The organism is Acidipropionibacterium virtanenii (genome assembly GCF_003325455.1).
Classification (GTDB): domain Bacteria; phylum Actinomycetota; class Actinomycetes; order Propionibacteriales; family Propionibacteriaceae; genus Acidipropionibacterium; species Acidipropionibacterium virtanenii.
Genome location: NZ_CP025198.1, coordinates 2,448,193 through 2,464,103 on the forward strand (window position 1 = coordinate 2,448,193; position 15,911 = coordinate 2,464,103).

Annotated in this window: 15 protein-coding genes; 7 read left to right on the forward strand and 8 right to left on the reverse strand. The window is 69.1% G+C overall.

Annotation, left to right across the window (positions count from 1 at the left end; all coding sequences use genetic code 11):
- Positions 1–24: 24 nt before the first annotated feature.
- Both JS278_RS11355 and JS278_RS11360 read left to right on the forward strand, forming a co-directional pair.
- The gene (locus JS278_RS11355; protein WP_114046291.1) at positions 25–2,427 is read left to right on the forward strand and encodes an ABC transporter permease; all 2,403 of its coding nucleotides are present in this window, start codon (positions 25–27) and stop codon (positions 2,425–2,427) included.
- Entirely contained in the window at positions 2,424–3,224 is an 801-nt protein-coding gene (locus tag JS278_RS11360) for an ABC transporter ATP-binding protein (RefSeq protein WP_245935099.1), read from the forward strand. Before JS278_RS11355 ends, JS278_RS11360 begins: the two co-directional genes overlap by 4 nt.
- Here the strand turns inward: JS278_RS11360 and JS278_RS11365 are convergent.
- A complete protein-coding gene (locus JS278_RS11365; RefSeq protein WP_114045291.1) occupies positions 3,221–4,525 on the reverse strand; it encodes a M18 family aminopeptidase in 1,305 nt (434 codons plus the stop codon). The two genes, JS278_RS11360 and JS278_RS11365, sit on opposite strands and share 4 nt — an antisense overlap.
- A 174-nt stretch (positions 4,526–4,699) precedes the next feature.
- Between JS278_RS11365 and JS278_RS11370 the strand changes: the two genes are divergently transcribed.
- The gene (locus JS278_RS11370; protein WP_114045292.1) at positions 4,700–5,962 is read left to right on the forward strand and encodes a DNA recombination protein RmuC; all 1,263 of its coding nucleotides are present in this window, start codon (positions 4,700–4,702) and stop codon (positions 5,960–5,962) included.
- Here the strand turns inward: JS278_RS11370 and JS278_RS11375 are convergent.
- Entirely contained in the window at positions 5,886–6,854 is a 969-nt protein-coding gene (locus JS278_RS11375) for a 4-hydroxy-3-methylbut-2-enyl diphosphate reductase (RefSeq protein WP_114045293.1), read from the reverse strand. The genes JS278_RS11370 and JS278_RS11375 overlap by 77 nt on opposite strands.
- A 61-nt stretch (positions 6,855–6,915) precedes the next feature.
- Between JS278_RS11375 and xseA the strand changes: the two genes are divergently transcribed.
- Both xseA and JS278_RS11385 read left to right on the forward strand, forming a co-directional pair.
- Positions 6,916–8,178, forward strand: a complete 1,263-nt coding sequence (gene xseA / locus JS278_RS11380) for an exodeoxyribonuclease VII large subunit (RefSeq protein WP_114045294.1) — start codon at positions 6,916–6,918, stop codon at positions 8,176–8,178.
- A complete protein-coding gene (locus tag JS278_RS11385; RefSeq protein WP_114045295.1) occupies positions 8,175–8,441 on the forward strand; it encodes an exodeoxyribonuclease VII small subunit in 267 nt (88 codons plus the stop codon). The genes xseA and JS278_RS11385 overlap by 4 nt, the downstream gene beginning before the upstream one ends.
- A 7-nt stretch (positions 8,442–8,448) precedes the next feature.
- Here the strand turns inward: JS278_RS11385 and JS278_RS11390 are convergent, their stop codons facing one another.
- The 3 genes from JS278_RS11390 to trhA are packed head-to-tail and all read right to left on the reverse strand — an operon-like array spanning position 8,449 to position 11,028.
- Positions 8,449–8,967 carry a DUF4245 domain-containing protein gene (locus tag JS278_RS11390; protein WP_114045296.1) on the reverse strand — a complete coding sequence of 173 codons (519 nt, stop codon included), beginning with the start codon at positions 8,965–8,967 and terminating at the stop codon, positions 8,449–8,451.
- A gap of 46 nt (positions 8,968–9,013) precedes the next feature.
- Positions 9,014–10,348 carry an RNA 5'-3' helicase PhoH2 gene (gene phoH2, locus JS278_RS11395; RefSeq protein ID WP_114045297.1) on the reverse strand — a complete coding sequence of 445 codons (1,335 nt, stop codon included), beginning with the start codon at positions 10,346–10,348 and terminating at the stop codon, positions 9,014–9,016.
- Positions 10,348–11,028, reverse strand: a complete 681-nt coding sequence (gene trhA, locus JS278_RS11400; RefSeq protein ID WP_114045298.1) for a PAQR family membrane homeostasis protein TrhA — start codon at positions 11,026–11,028, stop codon at positions 10,348–10,350. The genes phoH2 and trhA overlap by 1 nt, the downstream gene beginning before the upstream one ends.
- A gap of 121 nt (positions 11,029–11,149) precedes the next feature.
- Here trhA and uppS point away from each other — a divergent pair, with 121 nt between their 5' ends.
- Positions 11,150–11,971 (forward strand): polyprenyl diphosphate synthase, encoded by an 822-nt coding sequence (gene uppS, locus JS278_RS11405; RefSeq protein ID WP_114045299.1) that lies wholly within the window; start codon positions 11,150–11,152, stop codon positions 11,969–11,971.
- A gap of 77 nt (positions 11,972–12,048) precedes the next feature.
- On the opposite strand, the gene JS278_RS11410 is transcribed toward uppS, so the two are convergent.
- The 3 genes from JS278_RS11410 to JS278_RS11425 form a co-directional block, all read right to left on the reverse strand.
- On the reverse strand, positions 12,049–14,097 hold the full coding sequence (locus tag JS278_RS11410; RefSeq protein ID WP_114045300.1) for a thioredoxin domain-containing protein: 2,049 nt from the start codon (positions 14,095–14,097) through the stop codon (positions 12,049–12,051).
- Positions 14,098–14,353: 256 nt separating this feature from the next.
- On the reverse strand, positions 14,354–15,091 hold the full coding sequence (locus tag JS278_RS11420; RefSeq protein ID WP_181833710.1) for a helix-turn-helix transcriptional regulator: 738 nt from the start codon (positions 15,089–15,091) through the stop codon (positions 14,354–14,356).
- Positions 15,092–15,175: 84 nt separating this feature from the next.
- A complete protein-coding gene (locus tag JS278_RS11425) occupies positions 15,176–15,376 on the reverse strand; it encodes a GNAT family acetyltransferase (protein ID WP_114045303.1) in 201 nt (66 codons plus the stop codon).
- 49 nt (positions 15,377–15,425) lie between these two features.
- Here JS278_RS11425 and JS278_RS11430 point away from each other — a divergent pair, with 49 nt between their 5' ends.
- On the forward strand, positions 15,426–15,863 hold the full coding sequence (locus JS278_RS11430; RefSeq protein ID WP_114045304.1) for a DUF4307 domain-containing protein: 438 nt from the start codon (positions 15,426–15,428) through the stop codon (positions 15,861–15,863).
- The last annotated feature ends 48 nt before the right edge of the window (positions 15,864–15,911 follow it).

Below are 15,911 nucleotides of genomic sequence, written 5' to 3' on the forward strand. Positions count from 1 at the left end.
TTGCAGATCACTGAGGAGCCGTCCATGCTCCACCGCCTCTATCTCCGATATATCCGCAATGACCTTCACCGCAACCGGATCGTCACGCTCTGCCTGGTGGCGGTGCTGACCCTCAGCGCCTTCCTGATGGCCGGCGGCGCGATCATGATGGAGCGCCTCACCGGTTCGGTCGGGCAGATGTTCAAGGTCGCCAAGCCCCCGCACTTCCTGCAGATGCACCAGGGCTCGCTCAACAGGCCGGCGCTGTACGCCTTCTACGCCGACCATCCCGAGATCGAGGCCTGGCAGGTCTCCGAGATGATCGGTTTCGACGGCCAGCAGATCACCTGGCAGCGTCCCGGCAGCGACGCCGGCGGCGACCTGTCCGCCAGCCTCATCGACAACCTCTTCGTCACCCAGAACAAGCAGTTCGACCACCTGCTCAACGCCGACGACGACGCAATCCCCCACCCCGCGGCGGGCGAGATCCAGGCGCCGGTGGCCTATCAGCGGCAGTTCGGCCTGCGCACCGGCGACCGCCTCCAGGTGAGGACGGGCCCGGCGACGACGTCATTCACGATCACCGGATTCGTGCGGGACGCCCAGATGGCCTCGTCGATGGCCTCGGCCACCCGTTTCCTCGTCTCCGCAGCCGACTTCCGGCGCCTGACCGCCTCCGGAGGCGGGATTCCCGAGTCGATCGTGGAGTACCGGCTGCGTGACACGTCCGGCATCAGCGCCCTCCAGCGTGCCTACGAGGCCGATCTCAACCTGCCGAAGAACGGCCAGGCGGTCACCCTGGTGATGATCCGGCTGGTCAACATGGTCAGCGACGGGCTGGTGGCGATGGCCTTCGTCTTCGCCAGCCTGCTCCTCATCGTGATCGCCATGCTGAACGTGCGATTCCTCATCCGGGCCACCCTCGAGGACGAGATTCATGAGATCGCCACGATGCGGGCCATCGGCCTGCCCGCCCGGGACATCTCGAGCCTTTACCTGTTGCGCTACACGATCATGACGCTGGTCGCCTGCCTCGTCGGCGGCGCACTGGCCGTGCCCGCCGTCGACGCCATGGCAGTGTCGATGCGAGCGACCTTCGCCGATCCTCCGCTCACCTGGGTCTCGGTGGCGGCCCCGCTGGTTGCGCTGGCGCTGGTCTTCGGCATCGTCATCTCGATGTGCCGCGCGACGCTGCGCGCAGTGCGGCGGATCGACGTCGTCGAGGCGCTGGTGCACGGCGGCACCGGCTCCCGCTCGCGACGCCGTCGCGGCGTCCGCGCTTCCCGGCTGTCCGATGCCCGGCCAGCACACCTGTGGGCCCGCCTGGCGCTGGCCGATCTGCGCGACGAGCGGGGCCAGTGGGTGCTGCTGCCAGTGGTCTTCCTGCTCACCACCGTTCTGGTGACTGTTCCTGTCAACGTGCTCGCCACCTTCCAGAGCCCGCGCTTCGTCACCTACATGGGGGCTCCCGCCTCCGATGTGCGGGCCGACATCGGGTCCACGGGGTCAGAGGGCAGTTCGCAGTCCGGACAGTCGGCCGACTCCGCGCACGCCGCGCTGGTCTCCCGGCTGTCGGCCGACAGCCGGGTCTCGGCCACGCGGAGCTACGCCCAGCTGCTCTACCAGACTCCCGGCGAGGAGGGTTGGGAGACGATCCGCATCGAGGTCGGCGACTACTCGGCCACGACGATGGTGTTCCTGTCGGGAACGGCTCCGGGCCCCGGTCAGATCGCCCTGTCGACGCTCAACGCGGACAAGTACGGCCTGTCCCCCGGCGACACGATCCCGCTCCGGAGGGACGACCGGTCCCGGTCGCTGACGGTCAGCGGGATCTACCAGGACGTCACCAGCGGCGGATACACCGCGAAGATGCAGGGCGGCGTCTCCTCGGGGGCCGACCGCTGGACCGTCTACATCGACGCCCTCCCGGGGACCGATCCCGTCGCCCTGGCCCGGCAGTACGACGCCGCCGTGCCGTCCGCCTCGGTGATCCCGATGCGCGAGTACGTCACGCAGACCTTCTCCTACGCCACCGACGCGCTGCGCACCGCATCCCTGGTCACCCTGGGGCTGGGGCTCGGGGCCTCCGTGCTCATCACCGCGCTGTTCCTGAGGCTGCGTCTGGCCAGGAGCCGCACGCGTCTCGGGGCGCTGTCGGCGATCGGGTTCTCGCTGAGAGAGCTTCGGGCACAGCTGTGGCTCAAGGCCGCCGTGGCCGTCGCGATCGGCGTCGCGGCGGGTTCCCTCATCTCGGCGACGCTGGCCGAGCCCGCGGTCTCGGCACTCATGTCGGGTCTGGGCACCGGGATCACCCGACTGTCCCTGCTTCCGAACCCCTGGATCAGCTACCTGACGTATCCGCTGCTGCTTCTGGCGGCCGGCGCGCTCGCCACCTGGATCACCGCCCGGGCGGTCCGCGACGAGGACCGCAGCAGGTGGCTGTCATGACGAAGGAGAATCCGACGATGCTCGACACGACGGCGCACAACGCCGACCGACAGCCCCTGCTGCGGGCCAGGGGGCTCACCAAGGAGTTTCCCTCCACCGATCCCCCCACGCGGGTCCTCCACGGGATAGATCTCGACGTGGCGGACGGAGAGTTCCTGGCGGTGATGGGCGCCTCCGGTGCCGGCAAATCGACATTGCTGTACACCCTCAGCGCCATGGATCGCCCGACGTCGGGGACGGTCGAGCTGGAGGGTGAACCGATGCAGTCCCTCGACGACACCCGGATGAGCCGGATCCGCCTGACCCGGATGGGTTTCGTCTTCCAGCAGCCGCATTTCCTGGGCAACCTCAGCATCCGTGACAACATCCTGCTGCCCGCCCTCAAGGCCGGGATCCGTGATGCCGATCAGCGGGTCGACCTGCTGCTGGGCCGGTTCGGCATCGCCGCCATCGGGGGCCACGGCGTCACCGAGGCGTCCGGGGGCCAGCTCCAGCGCGCCTCGCTGTGCCGTGCCCTGGTCTGCGAACCCGCGATCCTGTTCGCCGACGAGCCGACCGGCGCCCTCAACAGCACGGCGACCATCGACGTGCTGGATGCCCTCGTCGAGGCGCACGCCACCGGCGTCACCATTGTCATGGTGACCCACGACCCGGTCTGCGCGGCGCGCGCCGAGAGGCTGGTCTATCTGCGTGACGGGCGGATCGTCGACTCCGTCGAGCAGGGGCCCTGGAACCCCGACGAGGCTCAGCAGCGCGAGTCCAGGATGCTCACCTGGCTGGCCACCAAGGACTTCTAGGCCCCGGCCCAGAAGGCTCCCAGTGCAGTGCTCAGGTAGCCCAGGTCCGCCACCCCGGCGAGCTCGCGGGTCGAGTGCATCGACATCAGCGGTAGCCCGACGTCGACGGTGAGCATGCCCAGCCGAGTCGCGGTCAGCGGCCCGATGGTCGATCCGCAGGGCACCGAATTGTTTGACACGAAGGTCTGCGTGGGCACCCCGGCTGCCCGGCACACTCGCTGCCACAGCGCCCCTCCCACCCCGTCGGTGGCGTAGCGCTGGTTCGCGTTGATCTTGAGCAGCGGCCCCTGGTTCAGCAGCGGGTGGTTCGCCGGGTCGAACTTCTCCGGATAGTTGGGGTGGACGCCGTGGCCGGCGTCGGAGGAGACGCACACCGAGCGCGCGATCATCGCCCGGTAGGCGTCGCCGTCGCGACCGAGCCCGGCCGCGATGCGCACCAGGACGTCCTCCAGGAAGGGCCCGCAGGCCCCCGACCTGGTCGACGACCCCACCTCCTCGTGGTCGAAGCAGGCCATCACCGCGATGTCGCTCTGCGGTTCGGCGTCGACGATGGCCGCCACCGACGAGTGCACCGAGGACAGGTTGTCCATTCTCGAGCTCGCCAGGAACTCCGCGCCCGGCCCGATCGCCGCCGGCGCCTCGGTCGGGTAGGCGAGAATGTCATGGAACCCCAGCCGGGAGCGCTCGATCCCCGCCGCCTGGCACAGCAGGTCCTCCACGTCCAGGTCCGGACGGCCCACCGACAGGATCGGCATGAGATGGCGCTGCCGGTCCAGGGTCAGGTCCTGGTTGACGCTGCGGTCCAGGTGCGGGGCGAGCTGGCTGATCCGCAGCACCGGCCCGGTCCGTACCAGACGGACCTGCCCGTCCACGGTGACCAGTCGGCCGGCCAGCCCGAGGTCGCGATCCAGCCAGGAGTTGAGCAGTCCCCCGCCGTAGACCTCCATGCCGACCTGCTGCCAGCCCAAGTGGGTGACGGTGGCGTGCGGCTTGAGCTTGAAGGACGGCGAGTCGGTGTGGGAGCCGACGATCCGGAATCCCGCCCCGGGGCCGATCGACTCCGGCGTCGCCCAGGCGATCACCGCGCCGTCGCGCACCACGTACCGCTTCCCCTCGACGTCGCCGGCGCCCGACCATTCCGCGGTCTCGTCGAGCCGCTCGAACCCCGCCTGCTCCAGCCGCCGGGCCAGTTCGGCGGCGGCATGGTAGGAGGTCGGAGAGGCCTCGACGAAGGAGATGACGTCGTCGACGTGGTCCGCGTGCCCGGCCGGCGGAGCGACAGATTCAGCCATGGCCGTCATTCAACCACCGCCGCCCTGCCCGGCGTAGGACGAGCGAGCCCGGGATCCCGTGCGCATTTCACTCGCTGAAGGCCGCCTTTCGACACAATCCTCACCGGAAGAGGCCTCCAGCGAGTGAAATGCGCACACTCCTCCGTCGAGGAAACTGTCTCCGGGAGCTGGCAGTCTGTCCCCATGACCACCTCGCACTTCGTCGTGTTGTTCATCGGGCTGGCGATCGGCCTTGTCATCGGCTGGTTGCTGGCCGAGCTACGGGGCCGCTCAGGTCTCGCGGCCGCGATCTCGCGGGCCGATGTGGCCGAGGCGCAACGACAGGCCGCCGAGGAGCGTGCCGAGCTCACCGCGGGCGACCGCGACGGTCTCGCCGATCGATTCCGGGCCCTGTCGGCCGAGGCCCTCAACACCCAGCAGCTGCGCGCCGACCGCGCCGCGGAGCGCACCGTCACCGACGCCCAGCGGCTGCTGGCACCGGTCTCGCAAGCTCTGGAGAAGCTCGAGCACAGGCTGGGCGAGGTGGAGCGGGAGCGCACGACCATGACGGCGAGGCTGGGCCAGCAGGTGGAGATGGTCAATGCCGCGGGCGAGGGGCTGCGCAGGGAGACGGCCTCGCTGGTGACGGCGCTGCGCAAACCTCAGGTGCGCGGCGCCTGGGGGGAGGTGCAGCTGCGCCGCGTGGTGGAGCTGGCAGGCATGGTGGAGCACTGCGACTTCGAGGTGCAGTCGACCACCACCGCCACCGGGCAGGCGCTGCGGCCCGACATGACGGTGCGGATGGCCGGGGGGCGCTGCGTCCACGTCGACGCCAAGACCCCCCTGGCGGCCTTCCTGGACGCCGCGGCCACCGAGGATCCCGACCAGCGGGCCGCCCACATGGCCCACTTCGCCCGGAACGTGCGCGGCCATGTCGACGATCTGTCCTCGAAGGGGTACTGGCGCACCGAGGTGGACTCCCCTGAGTTCGTGGTGCTCTTCCTGCCCAGCGACGCCTTCCTGCAGGCCGCCCTGGAGCAGATGCCCGATCTGCACGACTACGCCTCGCGCCACGACATCGTGCTGGCCGACCCGTCGATCCTCATCCCGATGCTGCGCGTGATCGCCCTGGCCTGGCGTCAGGAGGACGTGGCCCGTTCGGCCGCGGAGGTGGCGGCGCTGGGCCGCGACCTGCACGAGCGGCTCGGCACCCTGTCGACCCATCTGGACAGGCTGGGCCGTTCGCTGACCGGTGCGGTCAAGAGTTACAACTCGGCGGTCGGGTCGCTGGAGACCCGCGTGCTGGTGAGCGCCCGCAGGTTCAAGGAGACCGGCGTCACCACCGCCGACCTCGACTCCCCGCGGCCCGTCGACGACGCCACCCGCCCGCTCACCGCTCCCGAGCTGACCTCGTCCGACGAGATCGCAGCTGAGGGGGAAGGGCGAACGACAGCGACTCCTCGATGAGGTCCTCCTCCACCGGCGCCGGCCATCCCTTGGCCCGCAGCAGGTCGACCACGCCCCGGACGAGGCGCTCGGGCACCGATGCCCCGCTGGTGACGCCGATCTCGGTGACTCCGTCGAGCCACGCGTCCTGGATCTCGTCGGCGTCGTCGACGCGGCGGGCCGCGCCGGCTCCCGCCTCCAGGGCGACGTCGACCAGGCGCAGCGTGTTGGAGGAGTTCTTCGAGCCCACCACGATCACCAGATCGCAGTGCGCCGCGATCTGCTTGACGGCCTGCTGCCGGTTGGTGGTGGCGTAGCAGATGTCGTCGGAGGGCGGATCCACCAGTTCGGGGTGGCTCGCCCGCAGTCGTTGCACCGTCTCGGCGGTCTCGTCGATGCTCAGGGTGGTCTGGCTCAGCCAGGCCACCGGGCGGTCGGGATCCAGTTCCAGGCCGTCGACGTCGGCGGGCCGCGAAACCAGCGTGATGTCGGCGGGCGCCTCGCCGGTGGTCCCCTCGACCTCCTCGTGTCCGGCATGGCCGATGAGCAGGATCTGGGCACCGTCCTTGGCGAACCGTCTCGCCTCGTTGTGCACCTTGGTCACCAGAGGGCAGGTGGCGTCGATGGTCCGCAGGCCGCGCCTCCTCGCCTCGTCCTTGACCTGTGGGGAGACGCCGTGGGCCGAGAACACCACCAGGGCGCCCTCGGGCACCTCGTCCAGCTCGTCGACGAAGACCGCGCCGCGCTCCTCCAGAGTCGCGACGACATGCCGGTTGTGGACGATCTGCTTGCGCACGTAGACCGGTGCGCCGTAGCTCTCCAGCGCCTTCTCCACCGTGATGACGGCCCGATCGACCCCGGCGCAGTATCCGCGCGGGGCGGCGAGCACGAGTTTCCTGGGAGCATCCGGCATGCCCCCGATTCTAAAGGTCTACGCAATCGCACTGTCGGTGCCACTGGCTAGGGTTACCGACATGGCGTCCAGCAGTTCTCCCGAGCAGACCCGCTCCCTGGCCTGGGTGGTCCGAGCCGTCAAGGACTGGGTCGAGCGATGCGGGAAGGTCTGGGTCGAGGCGCAGGTCATCGAGCTCAACAGGCGTTCGGGCCCCACCCAGTTCCTCACCCTGCGCGACGTCGACGAGGAGATCTCGGTGACCGCCACCTGTCACCGCAGGGTGCTGGACGCCGCCGGGCCGGTCGAGTCGGGGATGACGGTCACCGCCCTGCTGCGGCCCACCGTCTGGTCGCGGACCGGACGGCTGTCCTTCGAGTGCTCCGAGATCCGGCCGAGCGGTGAGGGGCAGCTGCTGGCCCAGCTGGAGAGACGTCGCAGGCTGCTGGAGGCCGAGGGGCTCTTCGACTCCGGGCTTCACAGGCCTCTGCCACTGCTGCCGAAGGGGATCGGGCTGATCACCGGTGCGCACTCGGACGCCGAGCGCGACGTCATCCGCAACGCCACTCTCAGATGGCCGGCGGTCCGGTTCGTGGTGCGCAACACCCTGGTCCAGGGAGCGCACGCCGTCGAGCAGATCCTGCCGGCTCTGGCCGACCTGGACGCCGACCCGAGCGTCGACGTCATCGTCATCGCCCGCGGCGGAGGGTCCCTGGAAGATCTGCTGCCCTTCTCCGACGAGGCCCTGATCAGGGCCGTGCATGCCGCGCGCACCCCGGTGGTCTCGGCCATCGGCCACGAGGCCGACAACCCGATCCTCGATCTGGTCGCCGACCTGCGGGCCTCGACCCCCACCGACGCCGGCAAACGGATCGTGCCGGACGTCGCCGAGGAACTGGCCGGGCTGCACGAGGCCACCTCCCGGATCCGCCAGTCGGTCACCGCCCGCATCACCACGGAGCAGTCATGGCTGGACTCGATGCGATCCCGGCCTGTGATGGTGGATCCGACCGCCACGCTCGACATCGCATCCGAGCGCCTCGAAGCCACTCTGGCCCGGCTGCGGCTGGCCACCGATCGTGCCCTGGAGACCGAGTCCCGCGAGATCGACCATCAGCTCCGTAGCGTCCGGGCGATGTCGCCGAAGGCCACCCTGGACCGCGGCTACGCCGTGCTCGCAGACGCCGGCGGCGCATCGGTGGGCTCGGTGGAGGCGACCCGTGACGGCGCCCGCCTGGATGTCTACCTGTCCGACGGCACCCTGGGCGTCACCGTCGATTCCGTCAGGCCCGGCGGCCCGTCAACCCCCGTCGCAACCCCGCAGAAAGGCAGCACGACGTCATGACAGATCAGAATCAGGAGACCGCGCAGGATCAGGTGGCCGGAGAGCCCGAGATCGGCTACGAGCAGGCCCGCGATGAACTCGTCGAGGTGGTGCGCCGACTCGAATCGGGCGGTACCTCGCTGGCCGAGACCATGACCTTGTGGGAGCGCGGCGAGAAGCTGGCGGCGATCTGCCAGACCTGGCTCGACGGTGCGCGGCGGCGCATCGAGGACGCCCGGGCAGCCTCGGAGAACATCAATGACAACACCGACAGGCAGGCCTGATCGCAGGTCAGGAGGCCTTCAGCGTCCGGGCGAAACTCTCCAGGGCCGTGTACCCGGCGTCTCCCACCACGATCGCGGTGGATCCGCCGACCGCGCGTACCAGGGATCTGGTCCGCCCGTCCTCGGAGACCCGACGCTGCCAGGTCTGATCGCCGACCATCGCGCTCCCATCGGTGGCCGAGGATCTGGTGACCGAGGCGATATAGGCCGCCTTGTCGGGCTCATCGGACTGGTTGACCGCGATGTAGACGTCGTCGCCGCTCACGAACCCGAGTTCCAGGCGGTTACCCGCCGCCTGCGTCTGGCCGACCCATCGCCCGCCGCGTTCGGCGTAGCGGGCCTTCACCGGCTTCCAGTCGGCCGGAATCTCGACCGGGGCGAGCACCGGGTATCCGGCGCCCGACCGCGCCTCGGCGACCGCCGGCTTCCAGTCCACCCGATCCACCTCCGGTTCATCGGGAGTCCGGGTGAATGCCCAGACGATCAGCAGGATCGGGATGAGGATGACGGCCAGGGACAGGAGCATGTCCCTGCCGGTCGTTCGGGTGTCGCCATGTGCCACCAGGCCATTCTCACACGAGGTCCTCGAGCATGCGGGTGACCAGCGCCGCGATCGGCGAGCGCTCCGAGCGTGTCAGGGTCACATGGCCGAACAAGGGGTTGCCGCGCAACCGCTCGACCACCGCGGCGACCCCGTCATCGCGTCCCACCCGCAGATTGTCGCGCTGGGCGACGTCATGGGTGAGGACGACGCGCGAGTTCTGGCCGATCCGCGACAGCACCGTGAGCAGCACATTGCGCTCCAGGGACTGGGCCTCGTCGACGATGACGAAGGCGTCGTGCAGGGAACGGCCCCTGATGTGGGTCAGGGGCAGCACCTCCAGCATCCCCCGCTCCAGCACCTCGTCGATGACATATGAGTTCGTCACCGAGGTGAGGGTGTCCATCACGGCCTGACCCCACGGGGCCATCTTCTCGCCCTCGGTGCCGGGCAGGAATCCGAGGTCCTGGCCGCCCACCGCGTAGAGGGGCCGGAAGACCAGGACCTTCTGATAGATCTGGCGCTCCAGCACGGCGTCCAGGCCCGCGCACAGCGCCAGGGCGGATTTCCCGGTGCCGGCCCGACCGCCCAGCGAGACGATACCGACCTCCGGATCCAGCAGCAGGTCCAGTGCCACGCGCTGCTCCGCGGAGCGACCGTGGATGCCGAAGGCCTCCTGGTCGGAGTTCACCAGCCTCGCCGTGCCGTCGGGCATCCTGCGAGCCAGCGCCGTGCCGGAGGGACCCTTCAGGATCAGTCCCGAGTTCACCGTCGCGTCATCGGCCTGGGGCACCCCGTCGGCGCCGTCCAGGGGCAGGGAGCCGTCTCGGTAGAGCCTGCCGACGATCTCGTCGGGGACCTCCAGTTCCATCATCCCGGTCCAGCCGGTGTCGCGGGCCAGCTCGTGACGGTACTCCTCGGCCTCCAGGCCGATGGCGGACGCCTTGATTCTCAGCGGCATGTCCTTGGTCACCAGCACCACCCGGTGGCCGGCCTGCCGGTAATTGGCGGCGACCGCCAGGATGCGGGTGTCATTGTCCCCCAGCCGAAGGCCGTCGGGCAGACAGCCGGGATCTGAGTGGTCGAGCTCGACGTTGAGCGTCCCGCCCTCGTCATTGAGCGGGACAGGCCGCTCGAGGCCGCCGTTCTCGATCCTCAACCGGTCGAGGATCCGCAGGGCGGCCCGGGCGAAATATCCCAGTTCGGGGTGGGCCCTCTTGGCCTCCAGTTCAGCGATCACGACGATCGGCAGCACCACATGGTGCTCAGCGAAGTTCAGCAGCGCTCTCGGATCGGAAAGGAGCACCGAGGTGTCCACGACATAGGTTCGACGCCCCTTGTCAGGGGTGGGAATCGCGATCCTCATCAGATCACCGCGAGTCCGATCGCCACTGCATGGCAGGCCGCCCCCAGAGCGGTGCCCGCGTGGAAGATCTCGTGGAATCCGAACCATGCCGGCCAGGGATCGGGCCTGCGACGCGCATATGCCACCGCGCCGAGGGTGTAGCACACTCCGCCGGCCAGGATGAGGATGACGACGGCCGCTCCCCCGGAGCGCCAGAACTGGGGCAGCCACCACAGGGCGGTCCAACCCATCACAATGTACAGACCGGTGTAGAGCCCCCTGGGGGCATCTGTCCACCGCACCCGGAACAGCACCCCGGCCACCGCACACCCCCAGATGACCGACAGCAGCACGACCCGGGAGGCCCCGGTGAGCATGGACACCGCCAGCGGGGTGTAGGTACCTGCGATGAACACGGCAATATTGGCGTGGTCGATCCGCCGCAGCATGCGCTTGATCCGGGGGGCCCACGGAATCCGGTGGTAGACGGCGGAGTTGCCGAACAGGACGATGCCGGTGCAGATCCATACCGCGACGGCGAACCGGTTGCCCCACGATCCGCCCGCGACGATGAGTCCCAGGCCCGAGACCAGGACCAGAGGCGCCATCACGGTGTGGATCCAGCCCCGCAGCCGCGGGACAGGTTCCAACTCCCCAGGAACGGCCAGCAGGCGGTCGCGTCCACGAACTACTGTCTCCATCGCGCTCCCCTGATCCTCACCACAACCTACCGAACCGTAGGTTGGCGCCAACGGTACTCTCAGACCGCGGCGGTGCCAATGGGTCGCCACGGCGCCCGGGGGAGGCTCTAGGCTTGAGACCATGCACCCTGCCGAGCACTACATCGCGAAGGCGGGCGAGCTGCTGGACCGCCTTCACCCCTCGGGCCTCCTGTACAACACGTACGAGGCCCGGCTGCTGGACCAACTCGACCGCACACGCCTGCCGCAGCATGTCGCCGTGCTCGCCGACGGCAATCGGCGCTGGGCCAGGCTGAACGCTCCCGGGCAGCCTCTGGTGGCCGGCTACCAGGCCGGCTCCGACAAGCTCCAGGCGTTCTGCCACTGGTGCGACGGGGTCGGTATCCCGGTCGTGACCCTGTGGGTGCTCTCCACCGACAACCTGCAGCGCGCCGAGACCGGTGAGCTGGGCCCACTGCTGAAGGTCATCGAGTCGCTCGTCACGACGCTCTCGCACAACCCCAGATGGCGGGTCCAGGCCGTCGGCGACATGGGGCTGCTCCCCACCGAGATGGCAGCATCCCTCGCCCAGGCCAAGGAGAGCTCGGCCGGCCACCAGGGCATGCACATCAATGTCGCGATCGCCTACGGAGGCCGCCACGAGCTGCGCGACGCCGTGCGGTCGCTGCTCGCCGAGGAGGCCTCCAGAGGCGCCTCCCTGGAGGAGCTGTCCCGATCACTGGAGATCGACCAGATCGCAGAGCACCTCTACACGAAGGGCCAGCCCGACCCCGACCTCATCATCCGCACGTCCGGGGAGCAGCGCCTGTCGGGTTTCCTCATGTGGCAGAGCGCGCACTCCGAATTCTACTTCTGCGAGGCCCTGTGGCCGGATTTCCGCAAGGTCGACTTCTTCCGGGCGCTGCGCTCCTTCACCCAGCGAGAGCGCCGCTACGGCAGATGAGCAGAGGAGGAGACGACCCCTCCACGCTCCCGCAGGCGTTCGCTGCCTTTCCCGAGCGGGCCAGGTCCGCGAGAGGCTCAGACTCTGCGCCAGAGGGGATCCTTGAGCTCCAGATAGTCGGTCACGGGTTCGAAGCAGACGGTGCCCCGGCACACGTAGGCCGTGGGCCCCTGCTCGTCCCCTCGCTCATCGAACCACCCGTCGAATCCTTCGGTGCCGGCAGCGCCCCTCATCAGTGCAGATCCTGACGGCGCCATCCGCCAGGCGGCAGCCGCGAGTTCCCCGGGGGCTCCGTCCTCCTCGACCACAACGACGGCTGCCGGACGCAGCCCCCGTCGTGCGTCGTCGGCGATCAGGTGGTCGGCCAGCGCCCACCCCGCGTATCGGGGAGCCTCGGCGACCACCGGCGCCAGACGCCGCGACGCCTGCTCGGCGCGCTCCACCAGGTCGTCGCGCCCGGCCATCAGGCCCACCCGGCGAAGCGCCTTGACCATCGCGGAGGTGGCCGAGGGGTTCGCGTCGTCGGTGAGGGCCCGTGCCGGCGCCACCACCAGGTCCGAGCCGGACGCGTCGGCGAACGCCCCGCCCGCCTCCGAGAACCGGTCGACCGCGACGTCGAGTACCTGAACGGCGCGCTCCAGCCAGACCTGGCGCCCGGTCGCTCCCGCGAGGCCGGCCAGGGCCAGCCCCAGATGGGCGTGGTCCTCGGTGACGGCCGATGTCCCGGGACGGCCGTGGAGCGAGGTCCGCAGCAGACGGCCGTCACGCCAATGGGCGTTCCACAGATTCTCTGCGAGCTCGCAGGCCCATTCCACCCAGGACCATTCGCGCAGAATCATCCCGGCCTCCACCAGGGAGTCGATGACCATCGCGTTCCAAGCCGTGATCACCTTCTCGTCGCGAGCCGGCCGCGAGCGCAGCGCACGGTACTCGAGCATCCGGTCGAGATCGGCGTTGATCCTCTCCCAGTCCAGCCGTCCCCGCATCTGCAGGGTCGAGAGGTCGCCCTCGACGTTCCCCTCATCGCCCAGGTGCAGCAACGGGCGAAGCCACTCCGCCTCGTCGGCGCCCAAGGCGTCGACCAGCAGCTGGGGATTCCAGAGGTAGAAGATGCCCTCGTGGGTGTGGCCGGCCAGGTCGTCGGAGTCGGCGTCCAGGGATGCGGCCAGCAGGCCCTCCTCGGTCGTCATCTCGCGCCTCAACCAGCCGACAGTCCGGCGTACCGCGTGATCGTAGAGGGCGCGCCGGTCGGGGTCGTGGTCTGCGGTGCGCCGCCAGCATCGGGCCATCGTGCCCAGCAGCAGACCGTTGTCATTGAGCATCTTCTCGAAGTGCGGCACGGTCCACTGAGAGTCAGTGCTGTAGCGATGGAAACCGCCTCCCACCTGATCGAACACCCCGCCGCGGACCAGGTGTTCGCAGGTGTTCTGAGCCATGTCCAGGCTGGTCGGATCGCCCTTGACCAGAAGGGCGTCGATGAGGGTGGGGGTCGGGAACTTGGTGGGACCGCCGAATCCGCCGTTGACGATGTCGTAGTCGGAGCCGACCGCGTCGAGGAGTTCCTGGGCGGTCGGCATCCGCACCGCGGCATCCTCGTGGCCCGCCTCGTCCGGCTGCTGCGCGGACGCCATCGCGCGCAGCTGCCCGGTGATCTCCCCCGCCTGCTGGACCACTTCGTCGCGACGCTCCTGCCAGGCCTGCCCGAGTGCCCGGACGACGTCGACGAATGCGGGCTGTCCGCCACGGGGCTCGGGTGGGAAGTAGGTCCCGGCGAAGAAGGGCCGACCGTCGGGAGTGCAGAACACCGTGTTCGGCCAGCCGCCGGATCCGGTGAGGGCCAGCGTCGCCTGCATGAGTGAGGCGTCCACGTCGGGATTCTCCTCGCGGTCCACCTTGATCGCGACGAAGTACTGGTTGACCACCTCGGCGACCGCCGGGTCGGAGAATGACTCCAGAGCCATCACATGGCACCAGTGGCACGATGAGTACCCGACGCTGACGAGCAGGGGAAGGTTCCTGACCCGGGCCTCGTCGAACGCCTCGGGGCCCCATCCGAACCAGTCGACGGGGTTTGCAGCGTGGGACAGCAGGTACGGGCTCGTGGCGTCGGCTAGGTGATTCGGCACGCCGGACAGCCTACGGCCCCGCTCCGGACGTCGCTACATCACCGCCAGGGGTTCGACCGCGGCGCCTTGCCCGAAGCTTGCGAGCCTGTTCGCCGGGGGCACCGGATCCTCGGCACGTCGAGATCCATCGTCCACAACAAGACGGCGTGCGCGCCGACCAACGTCAGTGACTCGCCGTGAGCTGCCAACACCTCGACCACGTTGATGATCGCTCGGCGACTCCACTCGATCTCAGTGCGTGGTGCCTTGAACTCCGTCATGCGACTCGCCGCCCCACGAGGACGTCGGCCTGTTCAACCATGCGGTCAATGCCGCCGTAGGCGTCGATGACGGCCTGATCGCGCGCGACGACGGCCTGATCGCGCGCGACGACGGTGATGCCGTCGATCCTGGTCCGCCCGAGCTCACTGACACCGTCGAACGGGATCAGCGTCACCCGCATCCCGAACGAGCCCCGCTCTTTGCGAACAAGGCCGGCAACTCCAGCCGCTCGCTCAACTTCGTCGACGTAGAGAACCGGCCACGCCTCCCCTGCGCTGGAGCGATAGAGGTTCGCACCAGCGTCACCGGTCACGGCATACTCGATACTTGCGGTATCGAGTGCCTCCGCAATGTCGTAAGCCGTCGGACCTGCCTTGAAGTCGACAGCACCCGGACGACGAGTGAGACGGGCAACCCTGCCAACCCGAAACAGCAAATCGGCTTCCTTGCCGTTGATCGCACGACCTTTCACGTCGATGAGCCCGATCCGAGCCCAGCGCTGTAACCACGCCTCGACGCCCGGCGTCACCGCGAGGCCAAGCTTCGGATCGAGCGCCAGTCGCGCGGCAGCTATCGCACCGACGTCGGCAGCCCCCGTGACACCGATCGGCGCTCCCAATACCGCCAGGATCTCCTGCGCAAGGTCAAACGAAGGACTGACCGCTCCGGCCTCGATCCGCGTCACCGTCGTCGGAGCGACGTCGACCAGTGCCGCGAGTTGACGGGCGCTCACAGATCTGCAACATGCTGGGACAGTCAGCCGAAAGCTAACACGTTCCCACGACCTGCTGGCGGCCCCGCTCCGGACGTCGCTACATCACTTCTCCGAGCCGCCTGCCGCATCCCCGGCCGGATCCTCGGATGCGGGCCGCTTGAGCTCTGGCCCCGAGGGCACCTCCTCGAAGTCGATGCCTCGGATGTTGCGCCGGATGCTGAACCAGGCGATCACTCCGAATGCGGCCAGCGCGAGGAACACGATGAGGTTCTGGAATCCCGGGCCGATCATCTCCACTGGCATGCCTCGACAGTATCGAGCCACGAGGCGCCGATCCAGCCCGAATGACAGAATGTCACCCGTGACGGACGGTGCGGCTCAGACTGGCGGACGGCTCAGCCCCGAGGAGCGTGAGCGGATCTCGCAGCGCTATCCCAGGCGCCGACCCCGCCTGTGGATTCCGCTCGTCTGCCTGGCGGGCGCCCTGCTGGTCGCCTGGACGGTGTGGTCGGGACTGCATCACTCCGACGAGCCGATGCAGGTCCAGCTGTTCGGCTATCAGGTGGTCGGTGACTCCTCGGTCGAGGTGACCCTCGACGTACACCGCTCCGATCCTTCCGTCTCGGGCTCATGCACCGTCTACGCCCTGTCCCAGGACAACCAGCGGGTCGGAGAGACACCGCTGCGGATCGTCCCTGCCTCCAGCGAGGACGTGCGGATCACGGCGCACGTGAAGACGTTCTCGAAGGCCGTCACCGCCCAGCTGGAGAACTGCCAGGCCTCCCGATGACAGCCTGCGCGGCACAGCCGGTGGCGCGGGGCGAATAGGGGCTCCCCG